This window comes from Vibrio hepatarius (assembly GCF_011806575.1).
Taxonomy (GTDB): Bacteria; Pseudomonadota; Gammaproteobacteria; order Enterobacterales; family Vibrionaceae; genus Vibrio; species Vibrio hepatarius_A.
In genome coordinates this window covers 150,484-168,419 of record NZ_JAATOO010000010.1, presented here as the reverse complement: position 1 = coordinate 168,419, position 17,936 = coordinate 150,484, and the positions used below count along the sequence as shown (strand labels likewise).

Sequence of the window (17,936 nt, the reverse complement as noted above, 5' to 3'; positions counted from 1 at the left end):
TCGCTTCGCGAAACTCTTTGGGGTTGTATGGTTAAGTGACTAAGCGTACACGGTGGATGCCTTGGCAGTCAGAGGCGATGAAGGACGTATTAACTTGCGATAAGCCCAGATTAGGCAGTAAAAGCCACTTGAGTCTGGGATTTCCGAATGGGGAAACCCACTTGCATAAGCAAGTATCATTAACTGAATACATAGGTTAATGAGGCGAACCGGGGGAACTGAAACATCTAAGTACCCCGAGGAAAAGAAATCAACCGAGATTCCGAAAGTAGCGGCGAGCGAAATTGGACTAGCCCTTAAGCTTTATATGCGTTAGACGAACGGTCTGGAAAGTCCGGCGATACAGGGTGATAGCCCCGTAGTTGACAACGCACATTCAGTGAAATCGAGTAGGGCGGGACACGTGATATCCTGTCTGAATATGGGGGGACCATCCTCCAAGGCTAAATACTACTGACTGACCGATAGTGAACCAGTACCGTGAGGGAAAGGCGAAAAGAACCCCTGTGAGGGGAGTGAAATAGAACCTGAAACCGTGTACGTACAAGCAGTAGGAGCACCTTCGTGGTGTGACTGCGTACCTTTTGTATAATGGGTCAGCGACTTATATTCAGTGGCAAGGTTAACCATCTAGGGGAGCCGTAGGGAAACCGAGTCTTAACTGGGCGCTCAGTCTCTGGATATAGACCCGAAACCAGGTGATCTAGCCATGGGCAGGTTGAAGGTTGAGTAACATCAACTGGAGGACCGAACCGACTAATGTTGAAAAATTAGCGGATGACTTGTGGCTAGGGGTGAAAGGCCAATCAAACCTGGAGATAGCTGGTTCTCCCCGAAAGCTATTTAGGTAGCGCCTCGGACGAATACTACTGGGGGTAGAGCACTGTTAAGGCTAGGGGGTCATCCCGACTTACCAACCCTTTGCAAACTCCGAATACCAGTAAGTACTATCCGGGAGACACACGGCGGGTGCTAACGTCCGTCGTGGAGAGGGAAACAACCCAGACCGCCAGCTAAGGTCCCAAATTATTACTAAGTGGGAAACGATGTGGGAAGGCTTAGACAGCTAGGATGTTGGCTTAGAAGCAGCCATCATTTAAAGAAAGCGTAATAGCTCACTAGTCGAGTCGGCCTGCGCGGAAGATGTAACGGGGCTAAGTAATAAACCGAAGCTGCGGCAATGAAGTTTACTTCATTGGGTAGGGGAGCGTTCTGTAAGCCGTTGAAGGTGTGTTGTAAAGCATGCTGGAGGTATCAGAAGTGCGAATGCTGACATGAGTAACGATAAAGGGGGTGAAAAACCCCCTCGCCGGAAGACCAAGGGTTCCTGTCCAACGTTAATCGGGGCAGGGTAAGTCGACCCCTAAGGCGAGGCTGAAAAGCGTAGTCGATGGGAAACGGGTTAATATTCCCGTACTTCTTACAATTGCGATGGGGGGACGGAGAAGGCTAGGTGGGCCTGGCGACGGTTGTCCAGGTTCAAGTGCGTAGGCTTGAGAGTTAGGTAAATCCGGCTCTCTCTAAGGCTGAGACACGATGTCGAGCTACTACGGTAGTGAAGTCATTGATGCCATGCTTCCAGGAAAAGCCTCTAAGCTTCAGATTGTAAGGAATCGTACCCCAAACCGACACAGGTGGTCGGGTAGAGAATACCAAGGCGCTTGAGAGAACTCGGGTGAAGGAACTAGGCAAAATGGTACCGTAACTTCGGGAGAAGGTACGCTCTTGACGGTGAAGTCCCTTGCGGATGGAGCTATTGAGAGTCGCAGATACCAGGTGGCTGCAACTGTTTATTAAAAACACAGCACTGTGCAAAATCGTAAGATGACGTATACGGTGTGACGCCTGCCCGGTGCCGGAAGGTTAATTGATGGGGTTAGACTTCGGTCGAAGCTCTTGATCGAAGCCCCGGTAAACGGCGGCCGTAACTATAACGGTCCTAAGGTAGCGAAATTCCTTGTCGGGTAAGTTCCGACCTGCACGAATGGCGTAATGATGGCCACGCTGTCTCCACCCGAGACTCAGTGAAATTGAAATCGCTGTGAAGATGCAGTGTACCCGCGGCTAGACGGAAAGACCCCGTGAACCTTTACTACAGCTTGGCACTGAACATTGAGCCTACATGTGTAGGATAGGTGGGAGGCTTTGAAGCAGGTACGCCAGTATCTGTGGAGCCGACCTTGAAATACCACCCTTGTATGTTTGATGTTCTAACTTAGCCCCGTTATCCGGGGTGAGGACAGTGCCTGGTGGGTAGTTTGACTGGGGCGGTCTCCTCCCAAAGAGTAACGGAGGAGCACGAAGGTGGGCTAATCACGGTTGGACATCGTGAGGTTAGTGCAATGGCATAAGCCCGCTTGACTGCGAGAATGACAATTCGAGCAGGTGCGAAAGCAGGTCATAGTGATCCGGTGGTTCTGAATGGAAGGGCCATCGCTCAACGGATAAAAGGTACTCCGGGGATAACAGGCTGATACCGCCCAAGAGTTCATATCGACGGCGGTGTTTGGCACCTCGATGTCGGCTCATCACATCCTGGGGCTGAAGTCGGTCCCAAGGGTATGGCTGTTCGCCATTTAAAGTGGTACGCGAGCTGGGTTTAGAACGTCGTGAGACAGTTCGGTCCCTATCTGCCGTGGGCGTTGGAAGATTGAAGGGGGCTGCTCCTAGTACGAGAGGACCGGAGTGGACGAACCTCTGGTGTTCGGGTTGTGTCGCCAGACGCATTGCCCGGTAGCTAAGTTCGGAATCGATAACCGCTGAAAGCATCTAAGCGGGAAGCGAGCCCTGAGATGAGTCTTCCCTGACCCCTTGAGGGTCCTAAAGGGTTGTTCGAGACTAGAACGTTGATAGGCAGGGTGTGTAAGCGTTGTGAGGCGTTGAGCTAACCTGTACTAATTGCCCGTGAGGCTTAACCATACAACACCCAAAGGGTTTTGATGGACTCGATACAAGAACGAATTGAATGTGTGAGAACGCAAACAGCTTTCCGAATTAAAGAATTTGCTTGGCGACCATAGCGATTTGGACCCACCTGATTCCATGCCGAACTCAGAAGTGAAACGAATTAGCGCCGATGGTAGTGTGGGGCTTCCCCATGTGAGAGTAGGACATCGCCAGGCTTTAAATATCGTTACCCGTAGATACGTGTAACAACATCATCAGTGTACTAATCTGACGATGACAATTTGTGGAGAGATGGCTGAGTGGTTGAAAGCACCGGTCTTGAAAACCGGCATACGTTAATAGCGTATCTAGGGTTCAAATCCCTATCTCTCCGCCACTATTTAAAACCCCAGTCGAAAGACTGGGGTTTTCTCGTTTTAGCTTCCGTTTAATCACGTCTCAACAAACTTAAGTGTGTTTATTTGCTAGACACTTGGACTCAAAAAGCCCGCTGAATGATCAGCGGGCTTTTTACCTATGGCGCCGCCATAGATACGTAACTCTACTAGTAATTGGTCAACCCGTAATATTGTTGGTAAATAGCGTCGGTTTCACCATTGTCTTGCATTTCATGCAGAGTTTTCTCAAGTTGCTGAGCTATTGATTCACCCAAACGGATAGTTGTCGGAAAATTTGTTGGGCTCAGCGGCTTTGATGAGTCAAAGCCGTCATTTGCTTGTTCAGTAATATATATAGAGTTTCTAGAGAAGCCCAAATAGGTCGGTTTTACGCCTCCACAGCAATTGGGGTGGGTTTTAATCCCCTTAGGTTTATTTTGCTTAAGGTAGTAGTCAATCGAGGTTCGGCTATATATATAAAAGTCGCCACGTTTTTTCATCAGCAGCTTCACTGCTCTATCTATAGTCATATCGGCTTCAGTATACCGATGAACATTCTCCACATTGCGAACAAAGTCAGGTGAACCCAAAGATTGTAAGACGGTGACTCCGGATAGCTGTGCTAGTTTTTCTATCTCTGGGTAGCTTGCTAGTGAAATGCCTATTTCACCACCTGGTAGGCCGTTATCAATAAAGTAGGTGTATTTTGCTCGGGTTGGATTGAAGCTAAAGCCTGGATAAAAATCGATTTGTCCTTTCTCTAGCTGTTTAAGAATGCGTTTTTTCGGACCTCTAACGATATTTAACTCGCAGCCAATCTTGCGTGCAGCCGTTGTATAGAGCTGTTGATACAAGCCGGAATTATTGGGCGCGGCGGCTATAAGAGGCGGTCTTTCATTGGTTCTATAGCCCATGGTCAGTGTGCAGGAAAAGCTCGCAAATGAGCTGAGAACCGCCACTAATGATGATGAATAAATGATGATCTTATCATGCATGCACGCCTCCCATTCTTTAAATCTTAGTCGAGTGGGTATAAAAAAGCCGACCATTTAGGTCGGCTCAGCTCATTCATACTAGTGATTAAGCGCGTTTCGCTGCAAGTTCTTTTAGATCTTGCTTCTCTTGCTCAGAGATAAATGCGAGCTCTAGGCCATTGATTTGCGCTTGACGAATTTGCTCTTGAGATAAGCCTGCTTGAGGCGCTGCAACTTCGTACTCGTAAGGCAGTTCAATACCTTCTACAGCCGGGTCGTCTGTATTTAGACACGCTAATACGCCGTGTTCCAAGAACTGTTTAAGTGGGTGGTTTGTCAGAGACTCCACTGTACTGGTTTGGAAGTTCGAGGTTAGACACGATTCAATACCAATACGGTTTTGTGCTAAGTAATCCATCAGTTTCGGATCGTGAATCGCTTTTACGCCGTGACCAATACGGGTTGCACCAAGTTGTTGGATTGCTTGCCACATGCTTTCTGCACCAGCGGCTTCTCCTGCGTGTACAGTCACGTTTAAGCCTGCATCTTTTACTTGTGCGAAGTGTTTTACAAAGCGATCGCCAGGTTGGCCCAATTCGTCACCTGCAAGGTCAACAGCCACGATGTGGTCTTTTTGCGTAAGGATGGCATCTAGTTCTTGTTGACAAGCGTCTGTACCGAACGTACGACTCATAATACCAATCAGGTTAGCCTTGATACCAAAATCACGTACACCCGCCTGCACGCCATCAACAACCGCTTCTACAACACCTTCTACAGGTAGTTTGTGCTTCATCGCCATGTAGTATGGAGAAAAACGCAGTTCTGCATAGTCAATTTGAGCGTTAAGTGCATCTTCAACGTTTTCATACGCGACGCGGCGGCAAGCATCTAAATCACCAAGAACGGCTACGCCCCAATCTAGTTTAGAGAGGAAGGCTACAAGAGAAGGTTCGGCTTCGACAATCTGAACATGTGGAGTAAGAGACTCAACATCATAAGCAGGCAGCGCTACGCCAAACTTCTGGCCAAGATCTAAGATGGTTTGCGTACGGATGTTGCCGTCAAGATGACGGTGCAAATCAGTAAGAGGTAGGTTCTTAGTTATCATTATGGGTATTCCGATCAGATGAATTGAGCTAAGTATAAGAATCAATAACAGGACTGTCAGTACGTAAAGGATAGAAAATCAACGATTAACGTTGGTTTTTATTTCATGTTAACTAAATCTGTTGGCCAGTCGTGGTATGGAACCGGACGGCTATAGAGGAAACCTTGCCCGAGGGGACAAACGAGCTGAGAAAGCAATTGGGCTTGCTCTTCGGTTTCGATTCCTTCAGCAACAATTTCGACTCGCATACTTTTGGTCATGTTGATCACTGCAGCCACGATGGAAGTGTCCAAGTTGCCTTTATTGAGGTTGTTGACGAATGTACGGTCAATCTTGAGGCAATCAAATGGCAGTTTGTGTAGATAGGCGAGTGAGCTATAACCTGTACCAAAGTCATCGATAGCGATTTTTACTCCGAGCTGGCGAATGGCCTGCATATTTTGCAGGGTGATCGGATCGTTATCGACAATACGCGACTCTGTGATCTCCAAGGTTAGGTTGCGAGCTGGCAGTCCTGACTGTTGCATGATGTCTTGTAAAGTCACAATAAAACTCGGTTGTGAGAGCTGTTTTACTGACAGGTTGACGTGCATGTGGAAGTTTTCATCCCACTTACCCTCACGCATCCCTTTGATTGTGTCATTGCACGCTTGGTTGAGTATCTGCTCACCAATTTGCCCAATGAGGCCGCTTTCTTCGGCAATCGAGATGAACTCTAGTGGAGGTATCATTCCCGATACCGGCGATAACCAGCGGGCTAAGGCTTCTGCACCGACGACTCTACCGCTGTTGAGGTCAACGATTGGTTGATAGAAAGGCACAAACTCGTTGTGTTCGATGGCATCTTTAATTTTGGCTACCATCAAAGTACGATTGCGAGAAATGTCCGCCATTTCAGGGCTATAACGGCTAATTTGTGTCGAATCTTGTTTGGCATTACTCAGCGCAATGCTGCCGTTGCGTAACCACAACGTCATGTTGTGCTCAGGGCAGTGGTCGACAATACCGACAGAGATATTGACGACGACATTATCTTTTTCCATCACAAATGGGGACGCAAATACCTGCAGGATGCAGTTGGCCGTTGCGGTATTTTGTTCAACCGTTTGTGGATTAGGGAGATAAACCGCGAACTCATCACCGCCAATACGAGCCAAATAAGCATCGTCAGGAAATAACGAACGTAGTCGCTGGGCGATGATAATGAGCAGTTGATCCCCCTTGTGATGACCGAGGCTATCGTTGATATACCTAAATTTGTTGATCCCGATAAGCAGCATGCTGCCATTCAGTTTAGTCAGGTTATCACAGGTCTCGATCAACCCTTCTCGGCTATAGAGTTTGGTCAGTGAATCATGCAGCAGTTGGTTACGCAGCGCTCGGAAAGAGGCTTTGAGGTTGTTGGCCATTTCATTAAACGCAGACACTAGCATCGTAGTCTCGTAAATATGCCCGGGTTTAGGCATTGCGCTATCCCAATCCCCTTTTGCCAAGTGCTTAGAGGCTTCCACGGTTGAAGTAATGGGTTTAACGATTCGATTCAGAGCAAAGAAGCCGAGAATAATGCCGATCGCACTAATTATGATACCGATCAACCAGCTATTTCTTTGATTTTGTGGCAGTTCGCCGAGCAAATCGGCCTCGGATATCGCGACACCGATCCGCCAGTTAAGCCCATATTGGTCGGTGTACGGAGTCAAGTGGTTGAAGTAACGTTCGCCGTCCAAGTCGATAGAGAAGCGTTGAGTGTCTTGCTGATTGAAAATACGCTGTTGGCTTGCATGCATCGCGCTGGTTTGAACCACCGGGTTGGCGCTTTCACTCGCCAGTAAGCGCTCTCCTTTAGGGCTCTGAGGGGTTCCCCAAGAGACAACACTGCCACCCGTAGAGTGCGCGACCAAACGCTCTTGGTCGTCGATCAGGTAAATCATCGCATTGGATTGGGATTGGATCTCTTTGAGGAAAGCGTTGAAAGTATCGATTTTCACATCAGTGACCATCACCCCCTGAAACTCTTGTTGCTGAAACACCGGCGTCAACGCGGAAAGGGTGATCTCTTGTCGTTCGTCAGCGTTGGCATAAATCGAAGACCACATTGGTGTTCGCGATTGTTCCACTGGCATGTACCATGGTCGCTTACGTGGATCGTAGTTACTGATAATAGAGCGTACGTCTTTGCTGATTTGAGCGCCGCGGAAGATGATCAGTTCACCTTTGGTTCGGTTATCTTTGACCATCAAAGTCAGTTCTTTGTTGGCTTCCTTTCGCAAACCGATGTATTCGCCATTAATACCACCAAAGCCGATCACGTCAAGTTGCGGAATGGTGTTATATAAGTCGCGAAAACTGGCAAGCAGATATTGCTCTATCGGTTGGGTGTCGCCGGTTGTATAAAAGTGGTTAAACCCGACATTGTGGCTGAGTGACAAGCTAGCGTGAAAAGGCTTTTGTAGGTATTGGTTTAGCTCTAGAGTGACATTTTCCGTGATTGAGCCGAGTTGCTTGTTGCTGATATCGACGACCATCGCTTCATAGTTCTGCTTTTGAAACGCGATAATGACCCCCATCGTAATGATAAAAATCATCACGAAGGGGATTATGACTGCGGTTCTGAGCGTGATCTGTTTAGTCGATAACATACATTCGCTTCTACTCGTCGATTGTTGTCAGTAGTGCTTCCTTTATTGACACCACTATCACTCGCATTCTTTTCCCGAGTCAATCCGCGAACGGCATAGTTGAGATCATATCCCCAATCTAACGGAACTAAGTCGGCTAATAGAGTTCTTTCAATTTACGCGTTAGCGTATTTCGTCCCCAGCCTAAGACTTTCGCGGCATCTTGTTTATGGCCATTGGTGTGTTCCAGAGCGGCTTCTAAAAGTATACGTTCAAATTCAGGAAGTGCGTAAGAAAGCAACTCGGTATCTCCTTGAGACAACGAGCTTTTCGCCCAGCTTGCCAGCTGTTGTTGCCAAGTGCTCCCTTCTGAAAATCCGTGCTTCGCTTTCTCTTCTAACAACTCTGGTGGCAGGTCGCTCGGCAGTATTTCGCTACCGCTGGCCATGACTGTGAGCCAACGACAGATGTTTTCCAATTGACGTACGTTCCCTGGCCAATCTAACCGATTGAGAATTTCCACTGTCGATGAATGGAGGGTTTTCACATCGACGCCCAACTCTTCTGACGCCAACGCAAGAAAATGCAGCGTTAGTTTCTCAATATCTTGTTTGCGCTCACGCAGTGCAGGGATGTGGATACGGATGACATTTAGGCGGTGGAATAAGTCTTCACGAAAGTCGCCTTTATGAACTAGCTTCTCTAAGTTTTGGTGCGTTGCTGCCACAATACGCACGTCAACTTTGATCGGCGAGTGACCACCGACACGATAAAATTGACCGTCAGCCAACACCCTTAAGAGACGAGTTTGGATGTCGAGTGGCATATCACCGATCTCATCCAAAAACAGTGTGCCGCCGTTGGCCTGCTCAAAACGCCCTTGTCTGACACTATTAGCGCCGGTGAACGCGCCTTTTTCGTGGCCAAACAGCTCTGATTCAATCAAGTCTTTGGGAATTGCCGCCATGTTGAGGGCAATGAACGGTTTACTGGCTCTTGGACTATGGCGGTGTAATGCGTGGGCAACCAACTCTTTACCTGTACCGGATTCACCGTTAATCAGCACCGAAATAGACGAACGGGACAACCGACCGATGGCGCGAAACACTTCTTGCATGGCTGGCGCTTCACCGATGATTTCAGGTGCATTGTACTCACCCGGCCCAGAAATCGACTGTTCGCGCTTTTGTTCGTGGCTGTGGGTGATGGCACGTTCAACCAGCGTTAAGGTCTCGTCAACGTCAAATGGCTTAGGAAGATATTCAAACGCACCTTTCTGATAGGCGTTAACCGCCGCATCGAGATCTGAGTGAGCGGTCATAATGATGACTGGGAGCTCAGGAGATCGCTCATGTACTTGTTTCAGCAGTTCAATGCCATCGATACCCGGCATACGAATATCGGACACCAACACATCGGGACTCTCCCGTTCCAGAGCCAGCAGGACGCTTTCGGCATCGGCGAACGTTTCACATTTTATGTTTGCCGAAGAGAGGGTTTTCTCGATCACCCAGCGAATGGAGCTGTCGTCGTCTACCACCCATACGTATCCTTTGCTCATAACGTTGTCCTCACAGCAATGCGTTTAATTATTATTGAATTGGCAGGTAAATAGTGAAAATGGTGCGGCCAGACCAACTTTCAACGTCGATTTTGCCTTGATGTTGGTCGATAAGGTTTTGGGCGATAGATAGCCCAAGCCCTGTTCCGCCTTCGCGACCACTGACCATAGGGTAAAACAAGGTATCTTGTAGATCGGCTGGAATGCCTGGGCCGTTATCAATGATCTCGACTCTCGCCGCTAGTTTGCAGCGTTGACCATGGATATTGGCTTGATGCACCGTTCTGGTGCGTATGATTATTTTGCCATTTTCTTGTGCTTGTAATATCTGCCCAGCGTTGCTGACGATATTCAGCAGCGCTTGTTCGATTTGGTCTGCATCCATCAGAAAGTCTGGCAAGCTTGGGTCGTAGTCGCGTTCGATGATCACCGATTGGCTCATCTCTAACTCAACTAATTGACGCACTTTTTCCAAAATCAGATGCAGGTTTTCGTATTTTTTCTTGCCCGGTTTTTGTGGCCCGAGCAGGCGGTCGACCAACGAGCGTAGTCTGTCGGCTTGCTCGATGATGATTTGCGTGTACTCAGTTAAGGATTGGTCTGGCAGCATGCGCTCTAACAGTTGCGCCGCACCACGTAAGCCACCAAGTGGGTTTTTGATTTCGTGGGCTAGCCCGCGAACCAACAGTTTGGCTGCTTGCTGCTGGGCATGTTGATTGAGTTCTTGAGATAAGCGGCGTTGTTGACCAATTTTTCGCATCTCGACCAACAGCATCAGCTCTTTGTTCCATGAGATAGGGCTGACTGTCACTTCCAGCATCAACGGTTTACCATCGACGACAAAGGTGACATCGCTGTCGGTAATACTTTGACCACTTTGCAGCGGCTGAGAGAGCAAGGCGAGATCCAATGACGCGTGCTGAATCAGGTTTGACAGTGGTTGATTGACGATGCGTTTTGAACTTTGCGAGAACACTTGTTCTGCAGCGGGATTGGCATAGCGGACCTGCAGCGATTCGTTCATGATAAGAATCGCTGTGACCTGATGGTTTAAAATAATGTTATTGAGCTCGCTACTCACAAGTTACCCCTCGTCCTTGACCTTAAAATGTGCAATGCACCATTTTGGTGCGGTGGCAATTTTAAGTATGGCGCAATCTCGCGGGTAGCAGAAGAAAAAACTCCTTTAAATCTCGGCTTTTTACTGAGATATGGCTTTTTTCTGAATTGCTCGCTGAAGATGCACCGTTATAGGGTTTGATGATGCAATAAGCTTGCCGTCTTTAATTGCTTGAACTACAAAGGAATGGCTTCCTCGGTCGATGTTCTTTAGCTCCCAAAGTGGCTGATTTGTCGGTGCGCCGTAGCGTTTGTTGTCCATCACCAGTTGCAGTGTTTCTCCGATAGCGAGTTTTCGGTTAACTTCGGCTTGGATGGTAATCATGCCAGCGTTGCTACGTAAGGCTTGGTCATGTTGCGGGGAAATAATATCGACCACCAGTGGCCCGACCGATTCAGCTTTGGCGTCATTGTTTTTATTCTCATCAGCTTCAACCGCTTGTGGCGCGTCAAATTTAGGAGGGGGGGCTGGCTGCTCGTGATCCGGCAATTGAATTGCTTTTACTTTACCGTTGGTAGGGTTGTCACTAAAGTGCACCACACCGTTATCATCCACCCACGAATAAACCGTTTGAGCGATAGCGACAGGCGCTTGGAGCACGAATAGAAAAACAAGTTGTTGATGCCATTTCATGAGAATCTCCTAGTATTAGAGAATTGAACAATACTAGCTCTATGAAATGCAACGAGAAACACGAAAAAGGCCCGCCTGCGAGGCGAGCCTTATTATTATGTAACGTGGTTAAACTTTGTACACTCGGTATGGTTATACAGAGTAGTAAAGTTCAAACTCAAGTGGGTGAGTCGCCATGTTGATGCGCTCAACGTCTTTTGACTTAAGTGCGATGTAAGAATCGATAAAGTCATCAGAGAATACGCCACCCGCGGTTAGGAACTCACGATCTTCGTTTAGTGCATTCAGAGCCACTTCTAAAGATTCAGCCACTTTTGGAATCTCAGCCGCTTCTTCTGCAGGAAGGTCGTAAAGGTCTTTATCCATCGCTTCGCCTGGGTGGATCTTGTTCTTGATACCGTCAAGACCAGCCATTAGTAGAGAAGCAAACGCTAGGTATGGGTTCGCTGCTGGATCTGGGAAGCGAGCTTCGATACGACGTGCTTTCGGGCTTGGTACCACAGGGATACGGATTGAAGCAGAACGGTTACGTGCAGAGTAAGCTAGCATAACTGGTGCTTCGAAGCCTGGTACAAGACGCTTGTACGAGTTTGTTGATGGGTTAGCAAACGCGTTGATTGCACGAGCGTGTTTGATGATACCGCCGATGTAGTAAAGCGCCATTTCAGATAGGCCGCCGTACTTGTCACCTGCGAATAGGTTTACGCCGTCTTTCGCTAGAGATTGGTGAACGTGCATACCGCTGCCGTTGTCACCAACAAGTGGCTTAGGCATGAATGTCGCTGTCTTACCAAATGCGTGAGCAACGTTATGAACGACGTACTTGTACACTTGGATTTCGTCCGCTTTCGCTGTCAGCGTGTTGAATCGAGTTGCGATCTCGTTTTGACCAGCAGTCGCTACTTCGTGGTGGTGTGCTTCTACCACTTGGCCCATCTCTTCTAGGATAAGACACATTGCAGAGCGGATATCTTGAGAAGAATCGACAGGTGCCACTGGGAAGTAACCACCTTTAACGCCTGGACGGTGACCTTTGTTACCACCTTCCATTTCGCTGCCCGTGTTCCATGCAGCTTCTACGTCGTCGATCTTGAAGAAAGAACCCGACATGTCGTTTGAGTACTTAACGTCATCAAATAGGAAGAATTCTGGTTCTGGACCAACAAGCACCGTATCTGCGATACCAGTAGCACGCATGTAGTCTTCAGCACGTTTAGCGATAGAACGTGGGTCACGGTCGTAACCTTGCATTGTTGCAGGCTCTAGGATGTCACAACGCACGTTTAGCGTTGCATCTTCAGTGAATGGGTCAAGAACTGCAGAGGCAGCGTCTGGCATCATTACCATGTCTGACTCGTTGATACCTTTCCAGCCAGCAACTGAAGAACCATCGAACATCTTACCTTCTTCGAAGAAGTCTGCGTCGACTTGGTGAGCAGGGATAGAGATGTGTTGCTCTTTACCTTTGGTATCAGTAAAGCGTAGGTCAACAAACTTAACTTCGTTTTCTTGGATCAGCGATAGAACGTTTTCTACTGACATGTTGGATAACCTCCAGTGTTATTAAAGCGGTGATGGCGTGATTCTTAATCTAATCTTAAGTAACAGCATTGATTAATTTCTTTTCAATCGTGTTAATCGATGCTGAAAATACTAAAGCCAAAACCGTGCCAAAAAAATTAATCCATTAATTTCAAAGAATTAGTGGCTTGGGCGTTAATCTGGTGCAAACATTTGCACCAAAATGATCTGTGTTTGCACTTATTTGGTGCATTATTGAGTGGGCGCACCAAATTAAGACAAGATCGAACATCATTCAGCCTAGTTTTCGTAAGATTGTCAATTGCGTTTTAAACAGATGAAATGGCTTATTGCGCTGTATCAAGTTGTCCTGAGTGTAAAATCAACGGAACAGATCACATATTTCTAGGTTTTTCGCCAAAATCTGGTACATTATGGCCGTTTTTTTAATCAAAAAAGTCCCTTCATATAGAAGGCGCTTCTTATATCGAGTGAATCAAATCCATGGCTACTCCACAGATTGATAAATTAAGAAATATCGCGATCATCGCGCACGTTGACCACGGTAAAACTACACTGGTTGATAAACTGCTACAACAATCAGGTACTCTAGAGTCTCGCGGCGAAGCTGAAGAGCGAGTCATGGACTCAAATGACATCGAAAAAGAACGTGGTATTACCATTCTTGCTAAGAACACAGCAATCAACTGGAACGATTACCGCATCAACATCGTAGATACTCCGGGACACGCGGACTTCGGTGGTGAAGTAGAACGTATTATGTCGATGGTAGACTCTGTTCTACTTATCGTTGACGCAGTTGATGGTCCAATGCCACAAACGCGTTTTGTTACGCAAAAAGCGTTTGCACACGGTCTTAAGCCAATCGTTGTAATCAACAAGATTGACCGACCTGGCGCTCGTCCTGATTGGGTAATGGATCAAGTTTTTGACCTATTCGACAACCTAGGTGCAACCGACGAACAGCTAGACTTTAAAGTGGTTTACGCATCAGCACTAAATGGCTGGGCGACTCTAGAAGAAGGCGAGACTGGCGAAGATATGGAACCATTGTTCCAAGCAGTAGTAGACACTGTTGAAGCGCCAAACGTTGACCTTGAAGGTCCACTACAGATGCAAATCTCTCAGCTTGATTACAGCTCATATGTAGGTGTTATTGGTGTCGCTCGTGTTACTCGCGGCTCTGTTAAGCCTAACCAACAAGTAACAATTATTGGTGCTGATGGTAAAAAACGTAACGGTAAAGTAGGCACAGTGCTTGGCTATCTAGGTCTTGACCGTCACGAAGTTGAACAAGCAAATGCGGGTGACATTATTGCAATCACAGGTTTGGGTGAGCTGAAAATTTCAGACACTATCTGTGACCAAAACAACGTTGAAGCGATGACTCCGCTTTCTGTTGATGAACCAACAGTAACCATGACGTTCCAAGTAAACACGTCTCCATTCGCGGGCAAAGAAGGTAAGTTCGTGACGTCACGTAACATCCTTGAGCGTCTAGAGAAAGAACTGGTGCACAACGTAGCACTACGCGTTGAACAAACAGACGATCCGGACAAATTCCGCGTATCAGGCCGTGGTGAACTTCACCTTTCTATCCTGATCGAAAATATGCGTCGTGAAGGCTTTGAGCTAGCAGTATCTCGTCCAGAGGTAATCATCAAAGAAGAAAATGGTCAGCTAATGGAACCGTTTGAAACCGTTACGATTGATGTTCTTGAAGAGCACCAAGGCGGTATCATGGAGAATATCGGTCTACGTAAAGGTGAACTGACTGACATGGCTCCAGACGGTAAAGGCCGTGTGCGCATGGACTTCATGATGCCTTCACGTGGTTTGATCGGTTTCCAAACGGAATTTATGACGCTAACGTCAGGTTCTGGTCTTCTGTACCACACGTTTGATCACTACGGCCCACATAAAGGCGGTACAATCGGTCAGCGTAACAATGGTGTATTGATTTCGAACGCGACAGGTAAAGCACTGACTTACGCACTGTTTAACCTTCAAGAACGTGGCCGTCTGTTCGCAGAGCACGCAGATGAAGTATACGAAGGTCAGGTTATCGGTATTCACAACCGTTCAAATGACCTGACAGTTAACTGTTTGAAAGGTAAACAGTTAACTAACGTTCGTGCTTCTGGTACAGATGAAGCACAGGTGCTAACGCCAGCGATCAAATACACGCTTGAACAAGCACTAGAGTTTATCGATGACGATGAACTAGTAGAAGTAACGCCAGAAAGCATCCGTATCCGTAAGAAGTTCCTTACTGAGAACGAGCGTAAACGTGCGAGCCGTCCAGCTAAAGCTTAATTAGCCACGGTAAGTAAGCAAAATAGAAAAGGGCGAGAAGGAAACTTCTCGCCCTTTTTAATCTCTAGAGAGGAGAAAGGTGATGTTACCAATCATCATTACTGGTGGCCCCGGAGCTGGAAAAACAACGCTATTAAATGCGTTGGCTGAGGAAGGCTATACGACCTATGCGGAGAGTTCGCGTACTTTGATTGAGCAACAAAGCCGTCGGGATAACGGTATACTACCGTGGACCAATCTCCCTGAGTTCGCCAACTTGTGTCTTGAACTAATGATGGAACAAAAACGTTGTGCGCTCGAACATAAGGTCGCGTTTATGGACCGAGCGATCCCTGACATCGTCGCCTACCTGCGAGTGGGTGGCTGCGAAGTTCCACAAGCGTTTATTTCTGGTAGTGCGGGTTACCATCGACAAGTGTTTGCCTGTGCGCCTGAAGCGTCGATTTATGTTCAAGACGCTGTGCGCCCACATAGCTTTGAGGAAGCGCTGCACATTCATCAACGACTGGTGGAAAGCTACTCTGAGCTAGGTTATCAAGTGGTAGAAGTGCCGTGGGGAAGTGTTACTGAGCGGGTGGCATTTATCCGCCGAGCACTGGCTAGCGAAGCAATGATGAGTGGCTAAACCTCCTCGAATGAGGAGGTCAGCCAAATCTGATTATTTTTGATTCAGTTTTTGTAGGAACTTGTCTGATTCGGCGATTGCCGCGTTCATTTGCTTAATTGCGTACTGAATATCTTGTTCTAAGTTTGAAAATTCGCCTTGGAGTGCACCAACCGCACTCGCGTTTAGGTTATGCTTTAAATACAAAGTGTTGTCACGGAGTGTGTTGAGTACCGGCGTCATTTTCTGTTCGGCGCGTTTCATAGCTTTGAGCATGGTGTTGTATGAAGTGCGGGTTTCACGCAATTTCTGTTCGCTCGCACGGCGTAATGAGCGGTTGGTGTAGAGTTCGAGCTCGTCTTGCCATTCGTCGAACAGAGCTTCAGACACATCCTCAATGGCGGCGATACGCTCACGCACTTCTTCTGCAGCACTTTCACTGTCTTGGTACTTGTCGTTGATCTTGTTGTAGACGCTTTCCAGCTCTCCGCCGTCGAACTGAGTCAGGGCTGAAAGGGCTTCGAGCGCGCTGCTAAACTCTTGTTGAGCCTCTTGTTGTGACTCTTTGGCTTCTTCAACGCGATCTACCATGATGTCTCGTTTGTGGTAGCCTACTTGTTCCATTGCTGAATAATAGGCGGATTGACAACCTGTTAGGGTAAAAATGGATAATACCAAAGCCAGTAAGTACGGCATGAATGTGTCCTTTTCTTTAGAATTATGGTGCTAGGATGACCGAGTCGTTTGGGAGTTACAAGTTGAAATTCGAGCAAATGGGTAAGGAAGGGCTTGCCTTTGGACAATATCTTTTGACTAGGATGGCGCATGACCGTGTGAACGTAAACGCCGGCTACTTGGCCTACATCAGTTTGCTCTCACTCGTACCTATGATGACGGTGTTGCTGTCGGTGTTATCTTCGTTCCCAGTGTTTAGTAACGTTGGTGATGTTATTCAGGACTTCCTGATCACCCATTTTGTCCCCGCTGCAGGTGATGCGGTGAAGAGTGCCTTATTCGATTTTATCGCCAATACAGGCAAGATGACTGCGGTGGGCGGTGCATTTTTGTTTGTTGCTGCACTGATGCTGATTTCTAACATCGACAAAAACCTGAACTATATCTGGCGAGTAAAGAAAAAGCGTCGCGCGGTGTTTTCGTTTTCGATGTACTGGATGGTGCTGACGCTCGGCCCGATATTGGTCGGAGCAAGTATCGTCGCGACCTCTTATATCACGTCGTTAAAAATCCTTGAAAGTAATACCATTTCGAGCGCGTTTGAGTTTTTCCTACGCTGGCTGCCATTCTTACTCTCGTTTTCGGCGTTTGTCGGTTTGTACTTGTTGGTGCCAAACAAGAAAGTCTATTTCTCCCACGCGGTGATTGGTGCAATTATCGCTGCGTTGTTGTTTGAAGCGAGTAAAAAAGGCTTTGCCCTATACATTACCCAGTTTCCGTCTTACCAGCTAATTTACGGGGCTCTGGCGGCGATTCCAATTCTGTTTGTTTGGGTCTACTTGTGTTGGTTGATAGTGTTGATCGGTGCAGAAGTCACCGCCGCGTTGGGCGAAAAAGAGCACTGGCGCGTAACCGAAGAAGAAGTGGTAAAATGCTCACCACAAACATCCCAAATAGAGAAAGGAAGTCAAAGTGATAGCCCTGATCCAGAGAGTAAGTGAGGCAGCAGTACGCGTAGATGGTGAAGTGGTAGGAGAGATCGACAAAGGTCTACTTGTTCTACTGGGGGTGGAAAAGGACGATGATGAAGCCAAATCAAAACGTTTGGTGGAACGTGTTACGACTTACCGTGTTTTTGAAGATGACGAAGGTAAGATGAACCTCAACGTGCAACAAGTCGGTGGTAAAGTCTTGGTGGTGTCGCAGTTCACATTGCCTGCCGATACTAAAAAAGGGACTCGCGCGGGTTTTTCTCGCGGCGCACACCCAAGTGAAGCCGAGCGCCTCTACGAGCACTTTGCGGACTTGTGCCAGACTGTGTTACCAACCGAGCGCGGCCGTTTTGCTGCCGACATGAAAGTCTCTTTGGTTAATGATGGACCAGTGACATTTTGGTTGCAGGTTTAGCACCGTTATCACAGTAATAATTTGGACATATTAGTATCAACGAGCGACAGTAAGCTCTGAGATGAAATACTGCGGCTAAATGGATATTTGG

The 17,936-nt window shown here is 47.5% G+C and carries 12 protein-coding genes, 1 tRNA gene and 2 rRNA genes; 7 read left to right on the top strand and 8 right to left on the bottom strand.

Annotated features, from left to right (window positions below):
- Positions 1-29: 29 nt before the first annotated feature.
- The 3 genes from HCZ42_RS10535 (at position 30) to HCZ42_RS10525 (ending at position 3,283) form a co-directional block, all read left to right on the top strand.
- A 23S ribosomal RNA gene (locus HCZ42_RS10535) occupies positions 30-2,919 on the top strand.
- An 87-nt stretch (positions 2,920-3,006) separates the two neighbouring features.
- Positions 3,007-3,122: ribosomal RNA gene (gene rrf, locus HCZ42_RS10530) — 5S ribosomal RNA — on the top strand.
- Positions 3,123-3,192: 70 nt separating this feature from the next.
- Positions 3,193-3,283 (top strand) — tRNA-Ser (locus HCZ42_RS10525).
- Positions 3,284-3,451: 168 nt separating this feature from the next.
- Here HCZ42_RS10525 and HCZ42_RS10520 read toward each other — a convergent pair.
- The 7 genes from HCZ42_RS10520 to glnA form a co-directional block, all read right to left on the bottom strand.
- Positions 3,452-4,279: a substrate-binding periplasmic protein gene (locus HCZ42_RS10520; protein ID WP_167420659.1), complete on the bottom strand. Its 828-nt coding sequence runs from the start codon at positions 4,277-4,279 to the stop codon at positions 3,452-3,454.
- 85 nt (positions 4,280-4,364) lie between these two features.
- Complete coding sequence (add, locus tag HCZ42_RS10515; RefSeq protein ID WP_167420658.1) at positions 4,365-5,369, bottom strand: adenosine deaminase; 1,005 nt, start codon at positions 5,367-5,369, stop codon at positions 4,365-4,367.
- 98 nt (positions 5,370-5,467) lie between these two features.
- Positions 5,468-8,008 carry a bifunctional diguanylate cyclase/phosphodiesterase gene (locus HCZ42_RS10510; protein ID WP_167420657.1) on the bottom strand — a complete coding sequence of 847 codons (2,541 nt, stop codon included), beginning with the start codon at positions 8,006-8,008 and terminating at the stop codon, positions 5,468-5,470.
- A gap of 136 nt (positions 8,009-8,144) precedes the next feature.
- A complete protein-coding gene (glnG, locus tag HCZ42_RS10505; RefSeq protein WP_167420656.1) occupies positions 8,145-9,548 on the bottom strand; it encodes a nitrogen regulation protein NR(I) in 1,404 nt (467 codons plus the stop codon).
- A gap of 31 nt (positions 9,549-9,579) precedes the next feature.
- A complete protein-coding gene (gene glnL, locus HCZ42_RS10500) occupies positions 9,580-10,629 on the bottom strand; it encodes a nitrogen regulation protein NR(II) (protein WP_167420655.1) in 1,050 nt (349 codons plus the stop codon).
- 120 nt (positions 10,630-10,749) lie between these two features.
- On the bottom strand, positions 10,750-11,301 hold the full coding sequence (locus tag HCZ42_RS10495) for a DUF4124 domain-containing protein (protein ID WP_167420654.1): 552 nt from the start codon (positions 11,299-11,301) through the stop codon (positions 10,750-10,752).
- A 132-nt stretch (positions 11,302-11,433) separates the two neighbouring features.
- On the bottom strand, positions 11,434-12,843 hold the full coding sequence (glnA, locus tag HCZ42_RS10490; protein WP_167420653.1) for a glutamate--ammonia ligase: 1,410 nt from the start codon (positions 12,841-12,843) through the stop codon (positions 11,434-11,436).
- Positions 12,844-13,326: 483 nt separating this feature from the next.
- Here glnA and typA point away from each other — a divergent pair, with 483 nt between their 5' ends.
- Positions 13,327-15,159, top strand: coding sequence for a translational GTPase TypA (typA, locus tag HCZ42_RS10485; protein ID WP_167420652.1), 1,833 nt, complete (start codon positions 13,327-13,329; stop codon positions 15,157-15,159).
- An 82-nt stretch (positions 15,160-15,241) separates the two neighbouring features.
- A complete protein-coding gene (locus HCZ42_RS10480) occupies positions 15,242-15,784 on the top strand; it encodes an AAA family ATPase (protein ID WP_167420651.1) in 543 nt (180 codons plus the stop codon).
- A 33-nt stretch (positions 15,785-15,817) separates the two neighbouring features.
- On the opposite strand, the gene HCZ42_RS10475 is transcribed toward HCZ42_RS10480, so the two are convergent.
- Positions 15,818-16,459: a DUF2959 domain-containing protein gene (locus tag HCZ42_RS10475; protein WP_167420650.1), complete on the bottom strand. Its 642-nt coding sequence runs from the start codon at positions 16,457-16,459 to the stop codon at positions 15,818-15,820.
- Between the two features lie 35 nt (positions 16,460-16,494).
- Between HCZ42_RS10475 and HCZ42_RS10470 the strand changes: the two genes are divergently transcribed.
- Together HCZ42_RS10470 and dtd are read left to right on the top strand one after the other, a co-directional pair.
- Positions 16,495-17,439, top strand: coding sequence for a virulence factor BrkB family protein (locus HCZ42_RS10470; RefSeq protein WP_175579459.1), 945 nt, complete (start codon positions 16,495-16,497; stop codon positions 17,437-17,439).
- Positions 17,411-17,845: a D-aminoacyl-tRNA deacylase gene (dtd, locus tag HCZ42_RS10465; RefSeq protein ID WP_053409947.1), complete on the top strand. Its 435-nt coding sequence runs from the start codon at positions 17,411-17,413 to the stop codon at positions 17,843-17,845. The genes HCZ42_RS10470 and dtd overlap by 29 nt, the downstream gene beginning before the upstream one ends.
- Positions 17,846-17,936: the final 91 nt, after the last annotated feature.